The sequence below is a fragment of the Phocaeicola sp. ICN-14070 genome (assembly GCF_037892625.1).
GTDB lineage: Bacteria > Bacteroidota > Bacteroidia > Bacteroidales > Bacteroidaceae > Phocaeicola > Phocaeicola plebeius.
Genome location: NZ_JBBKBF010000006.1, coordinates 40,508 through 57,243 on the forward strand (window position 1 = coordinate 40,508; position 16,736 = coordinate 57,243).

The 16,736-nt window shown below is 43.0% G+C and carries 12 protein-coding genes; 3 read left to right on the top strand and 9 right to left on the bottom strand.

What is annotated here, in order from left to right; translation table 11 throughout:
- Positions 1–3: 3 nt before the first annotated feature.
- The 3 genes from WKT20_RS03080 to WKT20_RS03090 all read right to left on the bottom strand — a co-directional run bounded on the left by WKT20_RS03080 (position 4) and on the right by WKT20_RS03090 (position 5,915).
- A complete protein-coding gene (locus WKT20_RS03080) occupies positions 4–1,386 on the bottom strand; it encodes an efflux transporter outer membrane subunit (RefSeq protein WP_118441224.1) in 1,383 nt (460 codons plus the stop codon).
- Between the two features lie 8 nt (positions 1,387–1,394).
- Positions 1,395–4,628, bottom strand: coding sequence for an efflux RND transporter permease subunit (locus WKT20_RS03085; RefSeq protein ID WP_340416813.1), 3,234 nt, complete (start codon positions 4,626–4,628; stop codon positions 1,395–1,397).
- Positions 4,629–4,709: 81 nt separating this feature from the next.
- On the bottom strand, positions 4,710–5,915 hold the full coding sequence (locus WKT20_RS03090) for an efflux RND transporter periplasmic adaptor subunit (RefSeq protein ID WP_182423964.1): 1,206 nt from the start codon (positions 5,913–5,915) through the stop codon (positions 4,710–4,712).
- Positions 5,916–6,259: 344 nt separating this feature from the next.
- Here WKT20_RS03090 and WKT20_RS03095 point away from each other — a divergent pair, with 344 nt between their 5' ends.
- From WKT20_RS03095 to WKT20_RS03105, 3 genes are all read left to right on the top strand, one after another.
- On the top strand, positions 6,260–8,545 hold the full coding sequence (locus WKT20_RS03095) for an NADP-dependent malic enzyme (protein WP_340416814.1): 2,286 nt from the start codon (positions 6,260–6,262) through the stop codon (positions 8,543–8,545).
- 97 nt (positions 8,546–8,642) lie between these two features.
- Positions 8,643–8,822, top strand: a complete 180-nt coding sequence (locus WKT20_RS03100) for a hypothetical protein (RefSeq protein WP_081458118.1) — start codon at positions 8,643–8,645, stop codon at positions 8,820–8,822.
- Between the two features lie 168 nt (positions 8,823–8,990).
- Positions 8,991–10,325: an NADP-specific glutamate dehydrogenase gene (locus WKT20_RS03105; RefSeq protein ID WP_117702246.1), complete on the top strand. Its 1,335-nt coding sequence runs from the start codon at positions 8,991–8,993 to the stop codon at positions 10,323–10,325.
- A 49-nt stretch (positions 10,326–10,374) separates the two neighbouring features.
- Here the strand turns inward: WKT20_RS03105 and WKT20_RS03110 are convergent, their stop codons facing one another.
- The 6 genes from WKT20_RS03110 to WKT20_RS03135 form a co-directional block, all read right to left on the bottom strand.
- Complete coding sequence (locus tag WKT20_RS03110; RefSeq protein ID WP_147331476.1) at positions 10,375–11,598, bottom strand: IdeS/Mac family cysteine endopeptidase; 1,224 nt, start codon at positions 11,596–11,598, stop codon at positions 10,375–10,377.
- Between the two features lie 9 nt (positions 11,599–11,607).
- Positions 11,608–12,102 (bottom strand): hypothetical protein, encoded by a 495-nt coding sequence (locus tag WKT20_RS03115; RefSeq protein ID WP_340416815.1) that lies wholly within the window; start codon positions 12,100–12,102, stop codon positions 11,608–11,610.
- Positions 12,096–13,877 (bottom strand): IS66 family transposase, encoded by a 1,782-nt coding sequence (gene tnpC, locus WKT20_RS03120; protein WP_278453935.1) that lies wholly within the window; start codon positions 13,875–13,877, stop codon positions 12,096–12,098. The genes WKT20_RS03115 and tnpC overlap by 7 nt, the downstream gene beginning before the upstream one ends.
- A gap of 86 nt (positions 13,878–13,963) precedes the next feature.
- Positions 13,964–14,308, bottom strand: a complete 345-nt coding sequence (gene tnpB / locus WKT20_RS03125; RefSeq protein ID WP_009131421.1) for an IS66 family insertion sequence element accessory protein TnpB — start codon at positions 14,306–14,308, stop codon at positions 13,964–13,966.
- Position 14,309: 1 nt separating this feature from the next.
- Positions 14,310–14,678, bottom strand: coding sequence for a hypothetical protein (locus tag WKT20_RS03130; RefSeq protein WP_009131422.1), 369 nt, complete (start codon positions 14,676–14,678; stop codon positions 14,310–14,312).
- A gap of 436 nt (positions 14,679–15,114) precedes the next feature.
- On the bottom strand, positions 15,115–16,722 hold the full coding sequence (locus tag WKT20_RS03135; protein ID WP_340416816.1) for a PCMD domain-containing protein: 1,608 nt from the start codon (positions 16,720–16,722) through the stop codon (positions 15,115–15,117).
- Positions 16,723–16,736: the final 14 nt, after the last annotated feature.

The window sequence follows — 16,736 nt, forward strand, 5'->3', positions numbered from 1 at the left end:
TAATCAATTTCTTCCTCCTCCCAACGCACTGTACAAGTTGATGACAGCTTGCATACGCTGGAAATTATCAGCTACCTCTGACAGCTGTGCGCTCAACAGATTCTGCTGTGCAGTCAGGATTTCCAGATAAGTGGCACCTCCACTTTGGAACAAGGCTTTGGTATAAGTCACCGCCTTATCCAACTGTTCTACCTGTCCACGGTCTTCCACCAGTTTCTTATTCTGTGTATCGAACAGATACAAAGCATCGCTCACTTCCTTACCAGCTTCCAGGATAGTCTGCTGATAATTCATCTGAGCAATCTTTTCTTCTGCTTTTGAAACCTTCAGGTTAGCAATCAGCTTACCGTTATTGAAAATAGGCTGAGCCAATGAAGCCAAAGCCTGCAACATAAATTCACCCGGATTAGCCACTGTAACACCTGAGCCGTTTGTCCATCCAGCCAGACCTGTAATGTTCAAGCCCGGATAGAATGCTGCACGTGCGGAATTAGTTGTATAATAAGCCGCAGCAAGCGTCATTTCAGCCATCTTCACGTCCGGACGGTTTTCCAGCAACTGCATCGGTACGCCCGCAGCCAGTTCTTCCGGCATAACCTGTTCGTCCAATGTACTGCGTTCGATGGTCTGAGGAGCCTTAGCCAAAAGCACAGCTAATGAATTTTCTGTTTCACGCACCTGACGTTTCAAATCCATCAATGAAGCCTCTACCTGATGGCTGGCAGCACGCATCTGTGCTACAGCAGCTTCGGTTGTCATACCGGCAATTTTCATGGCTTCCATTACTCGTACGTTTTCTTTATAGATAGCAGCCGTTTCAGTCGTAATTTCTACCTGACGGTCGAGCATCAGCAAAGAATAGTACACGTTAGCTATACCACAAATAATTTGTGAACGTACAGCCTGTTCTGCATACTGGCTCTGTTCGTAGGCAACTTTCTGACCACGTTTGGTATTCAGAATCTTTCCGAACAAGTCAATTTCCCAGCTGGCAGACACTGGAAGCTGGTATGCCTTTACATAGTTTCCACCTCCCATGCTGGTTGTAGATCCTTGTGGAGCCAGATTAATAGAAGGCAAATAAGATAATTTAGCTGCAGTCAGCATCACTTTCGCTTCCTGTACACGGAGCGCAGCAGCCTGCATATCTACATTATTAGCCAATCCTTCCTCAATCAAGGCCTGCAGTTTGGCATCACGGAAAATTTCTTTCCAAGGCAAATTTCCCATATTAGCCGTATCGGCAGCCAGTGTATCGGTTGCCGAAGCCGGGTCACGATAGACGCCTGAGGCATCTATCGTTTCCGGACGGTCATAAGCTTTGTAAATGTGGCAACTGCTCATCATGGCAGCCAGACACATCATTCCTATTATCTGTTTTTTCATTATCAATCTTATTTATGCGTATTAGGAGAATACTGTTCAATTTCGGATGCAACCTCACTTTCATCCAAGCTATCCCATTCCATCGGTTTGATTTTCTCCTGCAACCACTGGAATACTACGAACAACACCGGTACGATGAAGATTTGCAGAATCATACCAATCAACATACCACCAATTGTAGAAGCTCCCAACGTACGGTTACCGTGAGCACCTACCCCCATGGCAAGCATCAACGGAATCAAACCGACAATCATAGCCAAAGAGGTCATCAAAATAGGACGCAAACGAGCTGCAGCTCCTAATACTGCGGCCCATGAAATACTCATACCCTGCTTACGACGATCGAGCGCAAACTCTACAATCAAGATAGCATTCTTAGCCAAAAGACCCATCAACATAATCAAGGCAATCTGCATATAAATGTCATTAGACATGGATCCTAAAATCATTTTCAAGGCAGGTATACGTCCCAATGCCGCAAATCCGTTCACAAACAAGAAACTACCCAACAAACCGAACGGAATAGAAAGCAACACAGACAATGGTAGGATATAACTTTCATACTGTGCACTCAGCAACAGGTATACGAAGACGAAGCAGAGAATAAAGATAATACCGGTAGAACTTCCGCTAGTTTGTGCCTCCTCACGAGCCATACCTCCCAACTCATATCCGAATCCGGTTGGCAGGTTCTCTTTAGCAACTTCTGCAATAGCCTGCAAGGCCTGTCCTGAAGTATATCCTGAACCCGGAGCTACCATTACCTTGATAGAAGTGTACAAGTTGAAACGGCTGATCACATCAGGGCCGTATACCTTCTTCATTGATACGAACTGGGTAATCGGTGCCATTTCTCCGTTGCTACCACGCACTTTAATACTATTCAGAGATTCCAAGTTCTTAGTTGCATCCGGTTCAGCCTGAATCATTACACGGTACATCTTACCGAAACGGTTGAAGTTAGAGGCATACAAACCTCCGTAATATCCTTGCATGGTTACCAGAATGTCACTCGGGCTAATACCAGCCTTTTTACATGCTGCCGCATCAATATCCAACTGATACTGAGGGAAAGTCGGGTTGAAAGTTGTCTGTGCACGGCTGATTTCCGGACGCTGCTCCAATGCGGCAGTATAATTATTGACAACTTCAAAGAAGTGGTTCAAGTCACCACCTGTCTTATCCTGCATGTTCAACTCAATATCACTTGACATTGAATAACCCGGAATCATCGGGGGTGCAAAAAACAATACCTGTGCATCTTTGATAATTTTCTGGGCACGCATGAACAAGGTAGCCACCACCATATCCGAATTTTGCATGGTAGAACGTTCTTCCCAGTCTTTCAACTTAATAATGACAGAACCGTAAGACGGACCCTGACCACCGATAAATCCGAAATCAGAAATCACCGTACGTGATTCAACTGCCGGGTCTGCAGCCACCAGGCTGTCAACTTTGGCCAACACTTCCATAGCACGTTCCTGAGAAGTACCAGGAGGCAGTGTCACTGCTCCCATGATTGTACCTGTATCTTCATTAGGCACCATACCTGTCGGAGTAATCTTCATAAAAAATACCAACAGTACAATAGAAGCGGCCACCAGACCAAATGATAACCATTTTTTATGAATGAAGAATACCACGCGTTTTTTATAACTCTTCAGCAATGAATCATACGCCGTATTGAATGAAGTATGGAAACGGTCTATCAAAGACATTTTCTTCTTGTCACCATGTTCACCAGTGTGAGGTTTCAAGAAAATAGCACACAATGCCGGAGAAAGTGTCAATGCGTTCAATGCCGAGAATCCGATAGCAATAGCCATGGTCAAACCAAACTGACGGTAGAATGTACCAGCCGTACCTCCCATAAAACTTACAGGAACGAACACTGACATCATGACCAAAGTAATAGACACGATAGCTCCTCCCAATTCACTCATGGCATCAATGGAAGCCTCACGAGATGATTTGTAGCCCTGATCCAGTTTTGCATGTACACCTTCCACCACCACAATGGCATCGTCGACCACAATTGCAATGGCAAGCACCATGGCCGAAAGTGTCAACAAGTTCACACTAAATCCAATCAGTTTCAAAACGAAGAAGGTAGCAATCAAAGCCACCGGAATGGCAATAGCCGGAATCAATGTAGAACGGAAATCCTGCAAGAACACATATACTACGATAAACACCAGAATAAAGGCCTCTATCAACGTCTTGATAACCTCATGAATAGAAGCGAACAAGAAGTCGTTGGCATTCTGTGCAACATTGATTTTCAAACCAGCAGGCAATGTTTCCTGAGCCTTTTCCAAAGTAGCCTCCAAATCAGAGATAGTCTGTGTTGCATTTGTTCCAGCCATCTGATACACAATACAAGTAACAGATTTATGCCCGTTAACCCTGTTATTGAAGGTATAAGCCAAACGGCCCAGTTCAACGTTTGCAATTTCGCCCAGTCGAAGAACCTGACCATTAGGCAAAGCCTTTATTACGATATTTTCAAACTCCTCAATCTGCTGCAAACGTCCTTTATAGCGAATGGTGTACTGATAAGTCTGATTTCCTCTTTCACCAAACTGCCCCGGAGCAGCTTCAATATTCTGTTCTGCCAATGCATTCGACACATCAGTCGGATTCAGTTTGTACTGAGCCATAATATCCGGCTTTAACCAGATACGCATTGAATAGTCCTGCCCCATCACGTTCGCATCACCCACACCTTTCACACGCTTAATTTCAGGAATCAAGTTAATGTTAGCGTAGTTTTCCAAGAATTCAATGTTGTATTTATCTTCTGCGTCATAAATAGAGAAAATCAACAACATAGAGTTCTGGCGCTTCTGAGTAGTTACACCCACCTTAGTTACTTCGGCCGGCAACAGACCTTGTGCCATAGATACACGGTTCTGCACGTTGACTGCTGCCATATCCGGGTCGGTACCCTGATTAAAATATACACTGATTTCGGCGGAACCATTATTTGAAGCACTGGACTGAATATACATCATGTTTTCCACACCATTAATCTGGTCCTCCAACGGTGCAATTACGGAGTTCAACACAGTTTGTGCGTTAGCTCCAGTATAAGTAGCGCGCACTGATACAGTAGGTGGCGCAATGTCCGGATATTGTGTAACAGGTAAGGTAACCAAACCAATCACACCCAGAATTACCATCAATACAGAAATTACGGTTGACAGTACCGGACGGTTAATAAATTTATCTAGTTTCATTCTTTAAATACCATTTATAATTATAGTTCTGAGAGATTTTCATCAAACGCATTCCCCCAGCACCATAAGAATCATTTTTTATTATTTAAAAGCTGTTTGAATGTTACCATCCCGCTGGTCTTGTAACGCCTTCTGGAATTTAGCTTCTTTTTCAGCCTGTGTAATCGGAGTAATCTTTTGTCCGTCTTTCAATGTCTGAACACCTTCTACAACAATCTTATCCCCTGGCTTCAGTCCACCTGTCACGATGTAATGCTTACCATCATTCAAGTTAGAGACTTGTACTTCTGTATGCTTGATAGTATTGTCAGACTGTAATACATACACAAACTTCTTGTCCTGAATTTCCTGAGTAGCAGTTTGAGGAATCAAGATAATATCACTCATAGTGTACGGGAATACCACGTTGGCCATACCTCCACTACGAAGGATATTCTGCTTGTTCGGGAAAATTGCACGCATACTTACAGAACCAGTAGTCTGGTCGATTACACCACTCACGGCATCAATCTTACCTTCTTCTGAATACATTGTTCCATCAGACAACTGCAACTTGACAGCAGGCATTTTTTCTAGCTGTTCCTTCAATGTGCCACCAGCTTTAGTCAAAGCCAGCAACTGTTTTTCAGTCATTGAGAAATATACGTACATATCTCCAATCTGAGAAACTGTTGTCAAAGGTTCTGCTACAGAAGGACCAACCAATGCACCAACACGATACGGGAAAGTACCAATTACTCCGTCTGAAGGACTAGTTACTGTACAGAAACCTAAATTCTGTTTTGCAGCGGCATAAGCAGCTTCAGCCTGAGCCAGGCTTGCTTTAGCTGAAAGCAAATTGTTCACAGCTGTCTGGTATTCAAAATCACTGATAATTTTCTGCTCATGCAACATCTTCTTGTTTGCTTCAGTTGAAGTAACAGTTTCCAGGTTAGCTTTTGCTGAAGCAACGCTTGCTTTAGCCTGATCGTATGCAGCCTTATACTGTGTAGGATCAATCTGGAACAAAGCCTGTCCCTTGCGAACTGTAGCACCTTCGTCTACACACAACTTCACGATAAATCCTGATACTTGCGGACGAATTTCAATATCCTGCAAACCTTTAATTGTAGCGGGATACTGGGTTGTCTGATTGCTAGAAGCAGCTGCAAGTGTTTCAACCGCAAATTCATCATCACCTATTTTCATACCCCCCTGACCGCCTCCACATGCAGTCAGCACCGAAAGAGTCAATGCATAGAATGCCACTCGGCTAGAAGAAAAACTTCTGTTTCTTTTTGTGCTCATACTTATATTCATATATAAAATTTGGTTTTATCTCTTCTCTCTATTAAAGTTTTCCACTGAAAACTTTACACCCTTCTCTAGTTTTTTATCGTGCAAATATAGAAAAAAAATCAAGGTCCGGAAAGTGGCTTTAACTAAGAATAACCATAATGCCTTAATATCATTACATATAGCCAATATTATCAGACCAATCGACAAAAACTATCGACAAAAAAGTTTTATTATCGAAAAAATAAGTCTAATTCATTTTATAGTTTTTTTCAGAAAAAAACAGTCCATTTGTTATTTTATTCCTACATTTGCGCGATACATTATTCTTTGGAACAACTAAAAAACGAAGAAATATGACAAAAATAACGAAAGAAGCAGCCTTGCTCTATCACTCACAAGGCAAACCGGGGAAAATAGAAGTAGTCCCCACCAAACCTTATCAAACTCAACGTGATTTATCACTGGCGTATTCACCAGGAGTAGCAGAGCCATGTCTGGAAATCCAGAAGAATCCGGATACGGCATACGACTATACCGACAAAGGTAACTTAGTAGCCGTTATCTCTAACGGAACTGCTGTACTGGGTTTAGGAGACATAGGTGCCATGAGTGGAAAACCCGTAATGGAAGGAAAGGGACTGCTGTTTAAAATTTATGCCGGAATCGACGTATTCGATATTGAAGTAAATGAAAAAGACCCGGATAAATTTATCGAAGCGGTAAAAGCCATTGCTCCTACCTTCGGAGGTATCAACCTAGAAGACATCAAAGCTCCTGAGTGCTTCAAAATAGAACAGAGACTGAAGGAGGAACTGGACATCCCGGTAATGCATGACGACCAGCACGGTACAGCCATCATCTCCAGTGCCGGATTACTGAATGCACTGGAAGTAGCCGGAAAGAAAATTGAAGAGGTAAAAATCGTAGTCAACGGTGCCGGTGCATCTGCCGTATCTTGTACTAAATTATATGTAGCCCTCGGTGCTCGCTTGGAAAACATTGTCATGCTCGACAGTAAAGGAGTGATTTCTAAAGAGCGTACAGACCTGAACGAGCAGAAAAAATTCTTTGCTACTGACCGTACTGACATCCATACACTGGCAGAAGCCATCAAGGGAGCCGATGTATTCCTTGGTCTTTCCAGAGGTAATGTGCTGAGCCAAGATATGGTACGCAGCATGGCTTCTCATCCTATCGTATTTGCTCTGGCCAATCCGACTCCAGAAATTTCATACGAAGATGCCATGGCTTCCCGCCCGGACGTATTGATGTCAACCGGACGTTCTGACTATCCGAACCAGATAAACAATGTGATTGGATTCCCCTATATCTTCCGCGGTGCACTTGACACTCGAGCCACTGCCATCAACGAAGAGATGAAGCTGGCCGCCGTACATGCCATTGCCGACCTGGCAAAGAAACCTGTACCCGACGTAGTGAACGAAGCTTATCATGTGAACAACCTGACCTTCGGACCTGAATACTTCATCCCGAAACCGGTTGACCCACGCTTGATTACCGAAGTATCTATGGCCGTAGCTAAAGCCGCCATGGAATCAGGTGTAGCCCGTAAACAGATTACCGACTGGGATGAATACAAGAATCACCTGAGAGAACTGATGGGACAGGAAAACAAGCTGACCCGCCAGTTGTATGAAACCGCCCGCCGCAATCCACAGCGCGTGGTATTTGCTGAAGGTATTCATCCGAACATGCTGAAAGCAGCAGTAGAAGCCAAGGCTGAAGGCATCTGCCATCCGATTCTTTTAGGTAACGAAGAGCGCATTGAAAAATTGGCCAAAGAACTTGACCTGAGTCTGGAAGGCATTGAAATCGTCAACCTGCGCCACGACCGCGAATCAGAACGCCGTGAACGCTATGCACGCATCCTCTGCGAAAAACGTGCCCGCGAAGGAGCCAACTTCCAGGAGGCAAACGATGAGATGTTCGAACGCAACTACTTCGGTATGATGATGGTAGAAACCGGAGAAGCAGATGCTTTTGTAACCGGATTGTACACCAAATATTCCAACACAATCAAGGTGGCTAAGGAAGTTATCGGTATCCAGCCTGGATACAAGCATTTCGGTACCATGCATATTCTGAATTCCAAGAAAGGAACTTATTTCATTGCCGATACATTGATTAACCGTCATCCGGACACCGATACCTTGATAGACATTGCCAAACTGTCGGCCAAGGCTGTACGTTTCTTCAACCAAGAACCGGTAATGGCTATGCTGTCTTATTCAAACTTCGGTTCCGACGCAGAAGGAAGTCCGGCGAAGGTACACGAAGCCATCAACCAGCTTCATCAGGAATATCCGGATTTGGCTATTGACGGTGAAATGCAAGTGAAATTCGCCTTGAATAATGCCCTTCGTGATGAGAAATATCCATTCACACGCTTAAAAGGAAAAGAAGTAAACACTTTGGTATTCCCTAACCTGAGTTCAGCCAATGCTACCTATCAACTCATTCAGAACATGAGTGAGACCGAAGTGATCGGCCCGATTCAGATGGGATTGAACAAACCAATTCACTTCACCGACATTGAAAGTTCTGTACGCGATATTGTCAATATCACAGCTATCGCCTGCATTGATGCCATTGTCGACAAGAAGAAGAAAGCACAATAAACATTACTGATTTATTTCACCTTACACGGAGGAGCAGCCGCAAGCCAAAACATTCACCCTTGCCACCGTTCCTCCGTGTATTATTTTTCTATAAACCATGAGAAAACCACTCAATCATACACAATGCGTCGTACTTACTTTATGCTGGGCTGCACTTTGCTTTTTAGTACTCACCTCTACTCCCAAAATTGACGGTCCGCTTGTCATTATGATTCTTATATCAGGAGCTTTGGTGTTTATCCCTGTAATTAAATCACTTAAAAGCAGAAACAAATAAACACAAATAAATAGATAAAAAGGGATTTTTGACGCATTTTTCTTACTTTTCTTGATTTATTGTTGCATAAATAAATTTTTATCTATATTTTTGGCACATCAAACAAAAAGAAACATATTACTGTGATTTTTCAAAACCAATAAATAAGACAGATAATCTTTTTTAATTATGAATGCAGCTAAAGTTCTGGAAGATCTGAAAAGAAGATTCCCCAATGAACCTGAGTATCATCAGGCAGTAGAAGAAGTGTTAGGAACTATCGAAGAGGAATACAACAAACACCCTGAATTCGACAAAGTAAACTTGATTGAACGTCTGTGTATTCCTGATCGCGTATACCAGTTCCGCGTCACTTGGATGGACGACAAAGGTAACATCCAGACCAACATGGGTTACCGTGTACAACATAACAACGCTATCGGCCCGTACAAAGGCGGTATCCGTTTCCACAGCTCTGTAAACCTGGGAATTTTGAAGTTCCTGGCATTCGAACAGACCTTCAAGAACTCACTGACTACTCTTCCGATGGGTGGTGGTAAAGGTGGATCTGACTTCTCTCCACGCGGTAAGTCAAACGCAGAAGTAATGCGTTTCTGCCAGGCATTCATGCTGGAATTGTGGCGCCACATCGGTCCTGAAACTGACGTTCCTGCCGGTGATATAGGTGTAGGCGGCCGTGAAGTAGGTTATATGTTCGGTATGTACAAAAAACTGACTCGCGAATTCAGTGGTGTATTGACTGGTAAAGGCCGTGAATTTGGTGGTTCACTTATCCGTCCGGAAGCTACAGGTTACGGTAACATCTATTTCTTGCTGGAAATGCTGAAAACTCGTAACATCGACATCAAGGGTAAGACTTGTCTGGTATCTGGTTCAGGAAACGTAGCACAGTATACTGTAGAAAAACTAATCCAGTTGGGTGCTAAAGTAGTTACCATGTCCGACTCTGATGGTTACATCTATGACCCGGACGGTATCGACCGTGAGAAACTGGATTACATCATGGAATTGAAGAACCTCTACCGCGGACGTATCCGTGAATATGCAGAAAAATACGGTTGCAAATACGTAGCAGGTGCTCGTCCTTGGAATGAAAAAGCAGACATCGCTCTTCCTTCTGCTACACAGAATGAAATCAACGGTGATGATGCGAAAGCACTGGTAGCAAACGGCGTATTTGCTGTATCAGAAGGAGCCAACATGCCTTCTACTCCAGAAGCAATCCACGTATTCCAGGATGCGAAGATTCTTTACGCTCCGGGTAAAGCTGCCAATGCAGGTGGTGTATCTGTATCAGGTCTGGAAATGACTCAAAACTCTATCAAGCTGAGCTGGAGCCAGGAAGAAGTAGACGAAAAATTGAAGAGCATCATGAAGAACATCCACGAAGCTTGCGTAAAATACGGAACAGAACCCGATGGTTATATCAACTATGTGAAGGGTGCTAACGTAGCCGGATTCATGAAAGTAGCTAACGCTATGATGGCTCAGGGAATTGTATAAAACTTTATTCTAAATTTATAAATCCGGGTGGAACTTGAACTTTCAAGTTTCACCCGTTTTTGTTTTTAAAGAATGACTCCCAATAAGAAGTACCTTTATCCAACAGTACCAAATCCATAATTTTTATCTTCAAATCTTCATTATAAACCCATTTCATATAAGTAAACAATGCTCCACTTGAAGCATCCTGTTCATACACAATTTTAGCCTTATACATCCAATCACCTAAATTCCCGTCATTGTTATCCACCAAGTAAATCGTACTCACCTCTCCCTTCTCATCAAACTCAGCTCCCCAAAGATTTATGGCATGCCCGCCTCCTTGAATAAAAATATCCAATCCGACGGCCATTCCCTGCTTCCTTGCCAATTTGATGGCGTTATTAAACTCCTCCTTCGTCATATACCCATTGCCATACTGCTTCACTAGTGAATTCCGACCGAACACGTCAAAAAAGAAGCCCGCATTTTCCTGTTCCGGCACATCCTGAGGATACATCACCCGATTGCAGATTCCCGATAAGAACCAGTTTACACCCGATACGATATACCCCGACTGATTACCAAAACGGTTCTTGAATCCTTGATAAATCTCACTATGCTTTGAATCTGGATAAGCCGAAGGAATCGAGAAATCCGGGTTCAGACGACGTTTGTATTCCAGATAACGTTCCACATAACTACGGTTCGCATTCAGCCACCAGTGCATCAGGTTCGAAGAAGAAGCCTCCCAGCACGTTCTTCCATCTCCCGTAGGGCTGGTATCCTTAGCATCCAGTTTGTTGCAATCAAACCACCCGCAATTCTGCCTCCAGGGCATACGATACGCCGGAGCCTCATACTCCCACTGGTCAGACAGCTGTACACCATCTAGCCACCAGACTGGTTCTTCGGGTACCACTTCCTCCGATTTCAATTGCAAGTTCACAGTCACCTGCTTCCCGCTTTCCAGTGTATTTCCGATACTTTCCGGTGCGTTATACACCAGTTCCCTATTTCCTGCTACGATTTTTATCCAGCCCTCTGTCCGAAAACGTCCCAACTCTCCTGGAACAACCAAAGCGGCAAAACTACCTTCTTCTTCCATTGGAAACGCTTGTATCCAGCCCGTCTCGTCCGCAGCCTGCACCGCATTTCCTGCCAAAGCAAATCTACCCGATAAATATCCATGAACATACACTTGCATCTGCTGTCGTTCCTCGTCCGACAGAGTCTCCATATTTTTTATATTCACCATAACCCGACTCATGGCATGGCGAAAGTCCAAATTCACGGGCGAATATCACTGCCCTTCCGCATCGGCCACCAATAAATCAGAAAATAAAAAATCCTTCTCTGCCGACTGATTCCTACTTACCCGATGCACATACCAGCAGGTACCCTCCCACAATTCTACTTGAGTAGCAGAAGGCCAAACCGCATAAAAATGAGGAGTTCCCTTCCAATCTTTCCAATATAAGGAAGAAGTCCATCGATTCCCTTCGCAATATAACAATTTGTTATCCTGAAGTTTATCCGGTTGAAACTCATACACTCGCAAAGCCACCTCGTCTCCTGCCTGAAAGTCTCCACTTCCATTTTTCTGCATCGCCACACGTGACTGTCCTGCCACAGAGACTCTAAAATCTATATTTTCCAAAGAAGACTGGTCGAAATTCTCATCCGAAGAACAAGCTACAGTACGTAACCATTCTATTTTCCGCCACGACAATTTTATCGGCTGTTTTTCAGCCGATAAAATAAAAATATCCGTAAGAAAATATTTTTGTTTTAACATTCCGATTGATAAAAACATGGCAGAAGGGCTTTTTTGTCGCAGTCCTTACCATGAAGAATACATTCAAACAAGTGCTTCAGGTAATCCTGAGGATCTATGTCATTAAGCTTGCAGCTTTCTATCAGAGAAAAGATGAATGCCGAGTTTCCTGCTGCATCCTCACTGCCTATGTTCATACAGTTCTTGAGCAGCAGCTTTACAGGTTTCATCCTTTGCTCACAGAGGTTGTTCGATATTTCCGCAGAACCGTCCTTGAGGATATTTTTCAGGGATTTCCACTGGTTTATCGTATAGTTCACAGCCTTTCTCATCAGTTCGTTTGCCATGAGCTTAGTATCCTGCATCATCATGACCACCTTATGATGGATACGTTCAAGAATAGGTCTCGTAAGCTTAAGTCTTTTTTCCTTAATCTGCTCACCGCTGAGTTTCATTGTGCGGAACAAGTCTTCATTTCTGAACATATCACCGATAGGGTCTATTATATCCATCGCAGTTCTGTCTGATGGCAAGGCATCGACCCACAGCCTCCTGCAGTGTGTCCAGCATCCTATATGAAGCACCTTTGAGTCTTCTCCGTCGAACATCCTGTAAACCGTATATCCGTCTGTAGATACAGATCCCATAAAATGTTCAAGGAAGGTCTTTGCTACATCAGAGGCTCTGCTGCCGTTATTGTAATGATAGTAAACCAACTTGACATGCTTTGCAAAAAAAGCCCATAAATACTTTCTCCTGTAAGCCTTGCCTTCCGGTGTTTCAACTCCGACAAGCTCGGTCGTCTCGTCAACCATAAGGTATTTTGCCTGTTGTACAAACTCCTTGAAGACATCTTCCATAAACTCCCTAAGCCTGGAGATTCCGTTATGGATATAGCCGTTCAGCGTGGTATTGCTTATGTGGATGCCTTCTCTTGCAAGCAGTCTTATCTGTCTGTTCTCAGGCATACTGAAGTCATATTTCAGACAAAGCAGACGGGCAAGCAAATCAGGGGAAAAGATTCCTCCAAGGTTTTTCAAGGGATGCTCCATCGTGTTAGTGAAAGTGCCGTCTGCAAGCTTTACCCTTGCCACCTTGTACACATGCTCCACGTTATGAGCACGCACATGTTCTATAAACCTGTATTCCCACACATCAGCCATTCCGTTACGCTTCATAAGCCTTGCACCATCCGGGAGTTGGTAATAGTCTTCTATTTCATGAACAATTACCTTATCCACCTTCAGCCTGGTCTTTGCTGCACGGGGAGCAGTTTCCTTTTTCCTTGAAGGCCTGCAGTTCTGTGCAGATACGTTACCGGAAGAGGTATTGCTGCCGGTACCGTTATCATCGGTCTTATTATCATCATCACCTTTCTTGCCAGAACCGTCGTACTCGGACTTCTCCATTGCAGACTTGTCAATATTACGGTTGTTCAGCAGCCTTCTTTGCTCTGAGGTACGGCCGAAACGGTGTTTCCTGCCGTCCTCAAGCTGAAGCCTGAGATTGGATATCTCATTTGCCAGCATCATGTTCACCTCGTCTTTTGCCTCAAGCTGCTTTCTCATAAGTTCCATTTCTTTCCTGTAATGTTCAACCGTACTCGATTGCTTTTCGAGGGATTCTTTGAGGTCATTGATTGTATCAACCAGAGCCTTGGAGTTCTCTTTGTTTGATTCTTCAATAGCCTTAAGCCTCGCAATCAGTTCGTTTACCTGTTTGCGAAGCCCTGCCTTTTCCTCATTCGCCAGACCCAGCTGGCAGCAAAGTAACTCGTATGCCCTTTCATCAATCATGATATAAAGGTACGAAAAATCAGGCAGTTACGCAAACTTTTTATCGTTTATTTTGTATCATTTGGTTGATAATCAATGTATTAATATTAATCTTTCGGACTGACGTACATCTTGTCAACTACTATGCTTTCCGTAAGATAGGCCATGTCCGACCATTGTATCCGGTAGCATTTGGAAACTTCATCAAACACAGGTTTCTTGAACTTTCCCATGACAGGACGTTTCTCGTAAAGCACATAAAAACCGCGTTCGTAATGAAGTATCTTAACGACCTTCCGGTTCCTGGACATGAACATATATACATTGGATGCATCGCTCGGGTCAAGTGACATCTCTTCCCTTATACTCTCACACAGACGGAAGATTCCTTTCCGCAAATCCACATTACCGTTAAACAGGTAATAGTTCAGGTTAGCACTCAGTCCAAGCATATCATCCTATCATTTTATTAAGCAACAGGCTCAAGTCAAGAACTGTGGTGTTTCTCAGGAACAGTGTGGCACCTGATGTCAATTGCAGTTTTACCCACTTAATCGGAGATTCACCTTCAGGTTGTTTCACCTCCAACTTTACGGTTGGACTGTTGCAAGGCTTGCCGGTTATCCGGACTTTGGCAACCTTGGGTTGCTCAACCTGAACTGTCTTGCCTAACTTTTCGCTCCATAGCTGATGACGCTGCCAGTTCATGAACTTGTCGTAATTTACTCCATAATCCGCACAGAACTCACGAAGATCCTTGGTCTCACTGCATAACTGATAGAGGTCATATACCTCCTGGTAGTTTACTTTTTCTTTTGCCATAATCATTGTTGTTTAAGGGTTACGGCGCAAAGGTAGGTTTAGGGAACATGCGTGTCAAGGCGGAAAATAGAATGGTTACCTACAGTACATAATAAAACAGTGAATAGAAGTAGATTGCGTATAATAAAATTCATGGTAAACAAGTTTATCTTTATCTATTACTAACAAATAGAATGATAGACTTGTTTATTTTCCATCCTTTAAAGAACCTTATTCATCATAAAAAGCAACAGATTAATCAATATCAACTTGATTACAACTATAAAGAACAACATACCAATTAAGTATTCCATACAAAAGGATACGACAATCTTATTAATAATTGCTTGCAGGCAAAATGTGTATTATAAAAATAGCCCGTCATTGAAATGATTTTTATCAATGACGGGCAACTCACTAAATTTTTATTTTCAAAATAGATTCTTTTCAAATAAGATTACTCATAATCATATTCCAATGTTATATCATCCAGCCACATTTTACTACTTGTACTACCCTGGAAATAATCACCATAATAGCTGGCAGAAGCAACTATAATAATTCGAGTAGGCACTCTATCGGTGGCTTTATAATCAAGATCTATTTCAAAAGGAATGAGTCCTTCACCTTTTGTACTCTCCTTTAAGACTAACTCTCCATATGCAATCACATTTTTCGCATTCTTATTAAAAAGTTCCTCAGTTTTTGTTTTGATAATACAAGCCCATATACTGCCATCATCATCATCTTTTTCATCATTATACACAACTCCGCTACCATCAGTCAAGGCAATATAAACAGTACCTATATCATTCTGTCCATTAGGAATCTTATCTCCACCATTATCTACAACACCACTATTATACTTTATGTAACCTTTCAATTTGGTAGGTCTTTCAGAAAATGGACGTCCCCAGCCTAACACTCCATCGGTTCCGTCAGTCTTAAGATATTTCCCGGCAAAAAGATTTCCGGCAGCGAATTTACCAATAATTCCCAATCCAACAAACTGAGAAGATAACAAAAGAGACTGGTTCCCACTATTCTTTAAATTAGGGTCAACAGTTGTAACATTCTTATTCATAGTTGAAGACCCCTCATTACCTGAATCCCACCACATTTCCTGTCCTTCACCAAACAAATACAATGGACTTGTGCCAGAGGTATATTCAAAACTATTATTTTCTGGTTGAGTCTCTGAACCGGTAGTGAAGCTCATTTCTTCTCCATATTCCTCACCTGAATAAGCACGACATACATACGTTGTATTTGCTTGCAAATGGATAATACGAGCCGTAAAGTTACCTCCGTCATGAGTCAATTCTGACGCATCGACTCGTGTCCAGTCTGTATCTCCTTCTTTCTTGTATTCACAACCGTTGTCTGCCCCATCATGGCCAAATCCATGTACCCAAGCTACATTCGTCCAGGCATCCACACTATTTACTCCTACTGTTATATCTGAAAGATTGACATACAAAGTCCATTCTTCATCTATAAAATCACTAAATTGCACCTGCACCTTCGATGTAGCAAAGGCTCCCTTTTTCTCCCATTGAAGCGTAGGTACTCCCTCCACTCCATTTTGTGTTGCACCCTCCGGTCCAAGTTTCAAGTCTGTCACTTCAATATTTCTTAAACCTTGTTCTCTAGGAATATTGACAGAAGCTTCATGAGTTTCAGGATAAAACTTAGCCTGCCCTACCTGTCCAGTCACAGTGAATGCACGTGCTATCGTCTGATTTGCCTGTATTGTCCATACATAGTCCTGATACAAAGACAAAGTCACCGATAAAGGCTTTGTCAAATCCACAATCGAATCCGGACCGATAGTTGCCGTACCTCCCTCCGTCATTTCCAACGTCTGTACCTTCACCTGATGAGGATTCACAGTCTCTTCAAGTTCCAGTGTCACTTTCCGTTCCTCATTCGAAATCACAGCACTCCCCACCTGACCTTCTACGGTCATTCCCGTAATATAAAGCTTCACGGTGGGATAAGGCAAATCATTCTGAATACAAGCTGCCAGCAAACAAACGGACAGACAAAGCATCAGTCTTCTCATTCTATCTATTGTCA

What these genes read in the sequence shown, in the direction of transcription:
- WKT20_RS03135 (WP_340416816.1), bottom strand. Translation starts at nt 16,722, where the DNA reads ATGAGAAGACTGATGCTTTGTCTGTCCGTTTGTTTGCTGGCAGCTTGT.
- WKT20_RS03080 (WP_118441224.1), bottom strand. Translation starts at nt 1,386, where the DNA reads ATGAAAAAACAGATAATAGGAATGATGTGTCTGGCTGCCATGATGAGC.
- tnpC (WP_278453935.1), bottom strand. Translation starts at nt 13,877, where the DNA reads ATGATTGATGAAAGGGCATACGAGTTACTTTGCTGCCAGCTGGGTCTG.
- WKT20_RS03085 (WP_340416813.1), bottom strand. Translation starts at nt 4,628, where the DNA reads ATGAAACTAGATAAATTTATTAACCGTCCGGTACTGTCAACCGTAATT.
- tnpB (WP_009131421.1), bottom strand. Translation starts at nt 14,308, where the DNA reads ATGCTTGGACTGAGTGCTAACCTGAACTATTACCTGTTTAACGGTAAT.
- WKT20_RS03130 (WP_009131422.1), bottom strand. Translation starts at nt 14,678, where the DNA reads ATGGCAAAAGAAAAAGTAAACTACCAGGAGGTATATGACCTCTATCAG.
- WKT20_RS03095 (WP_340416814.1), top strand. Translation starts at nt 6,260, where the DNA reads ATGACAAAAATAACGAAAGAAGCAGCCTTGCTCTATCACTCACAAGGC.
- WKT20_RS03100 (WP_081458118.1), top strand. Translation starts at nt 8,643, where the DNA reads ATGAGAAAACCACTCAATCATACACAATGCGTCGTACTTACTTTATGC.
- WKT20_RS03115 (WP_340416815.1), bottom strand. Translation starts at nt 12,102, where the DNA reads ATGTTAAAACAAAAATATTTTCTTACGGATATTTTTATTTTATCGGCT.
- WKT20_RS03090 (WP_182423964.1), bottom strand. Translation starts at nt 5,915, where the DNA reads ATGAGCACAAAAAGAAACAGAAGTTTTTCTTCTAGCCGAGTGGCATTC.
- WKT20_RS03105 (WP_117702246.1), top strand. Translation starts at nt 8,991, where the DNA reads ATGAATGCAGCTAAAGTTCTGGAAGATCTGAAAAGAAGATTCCCCAAT.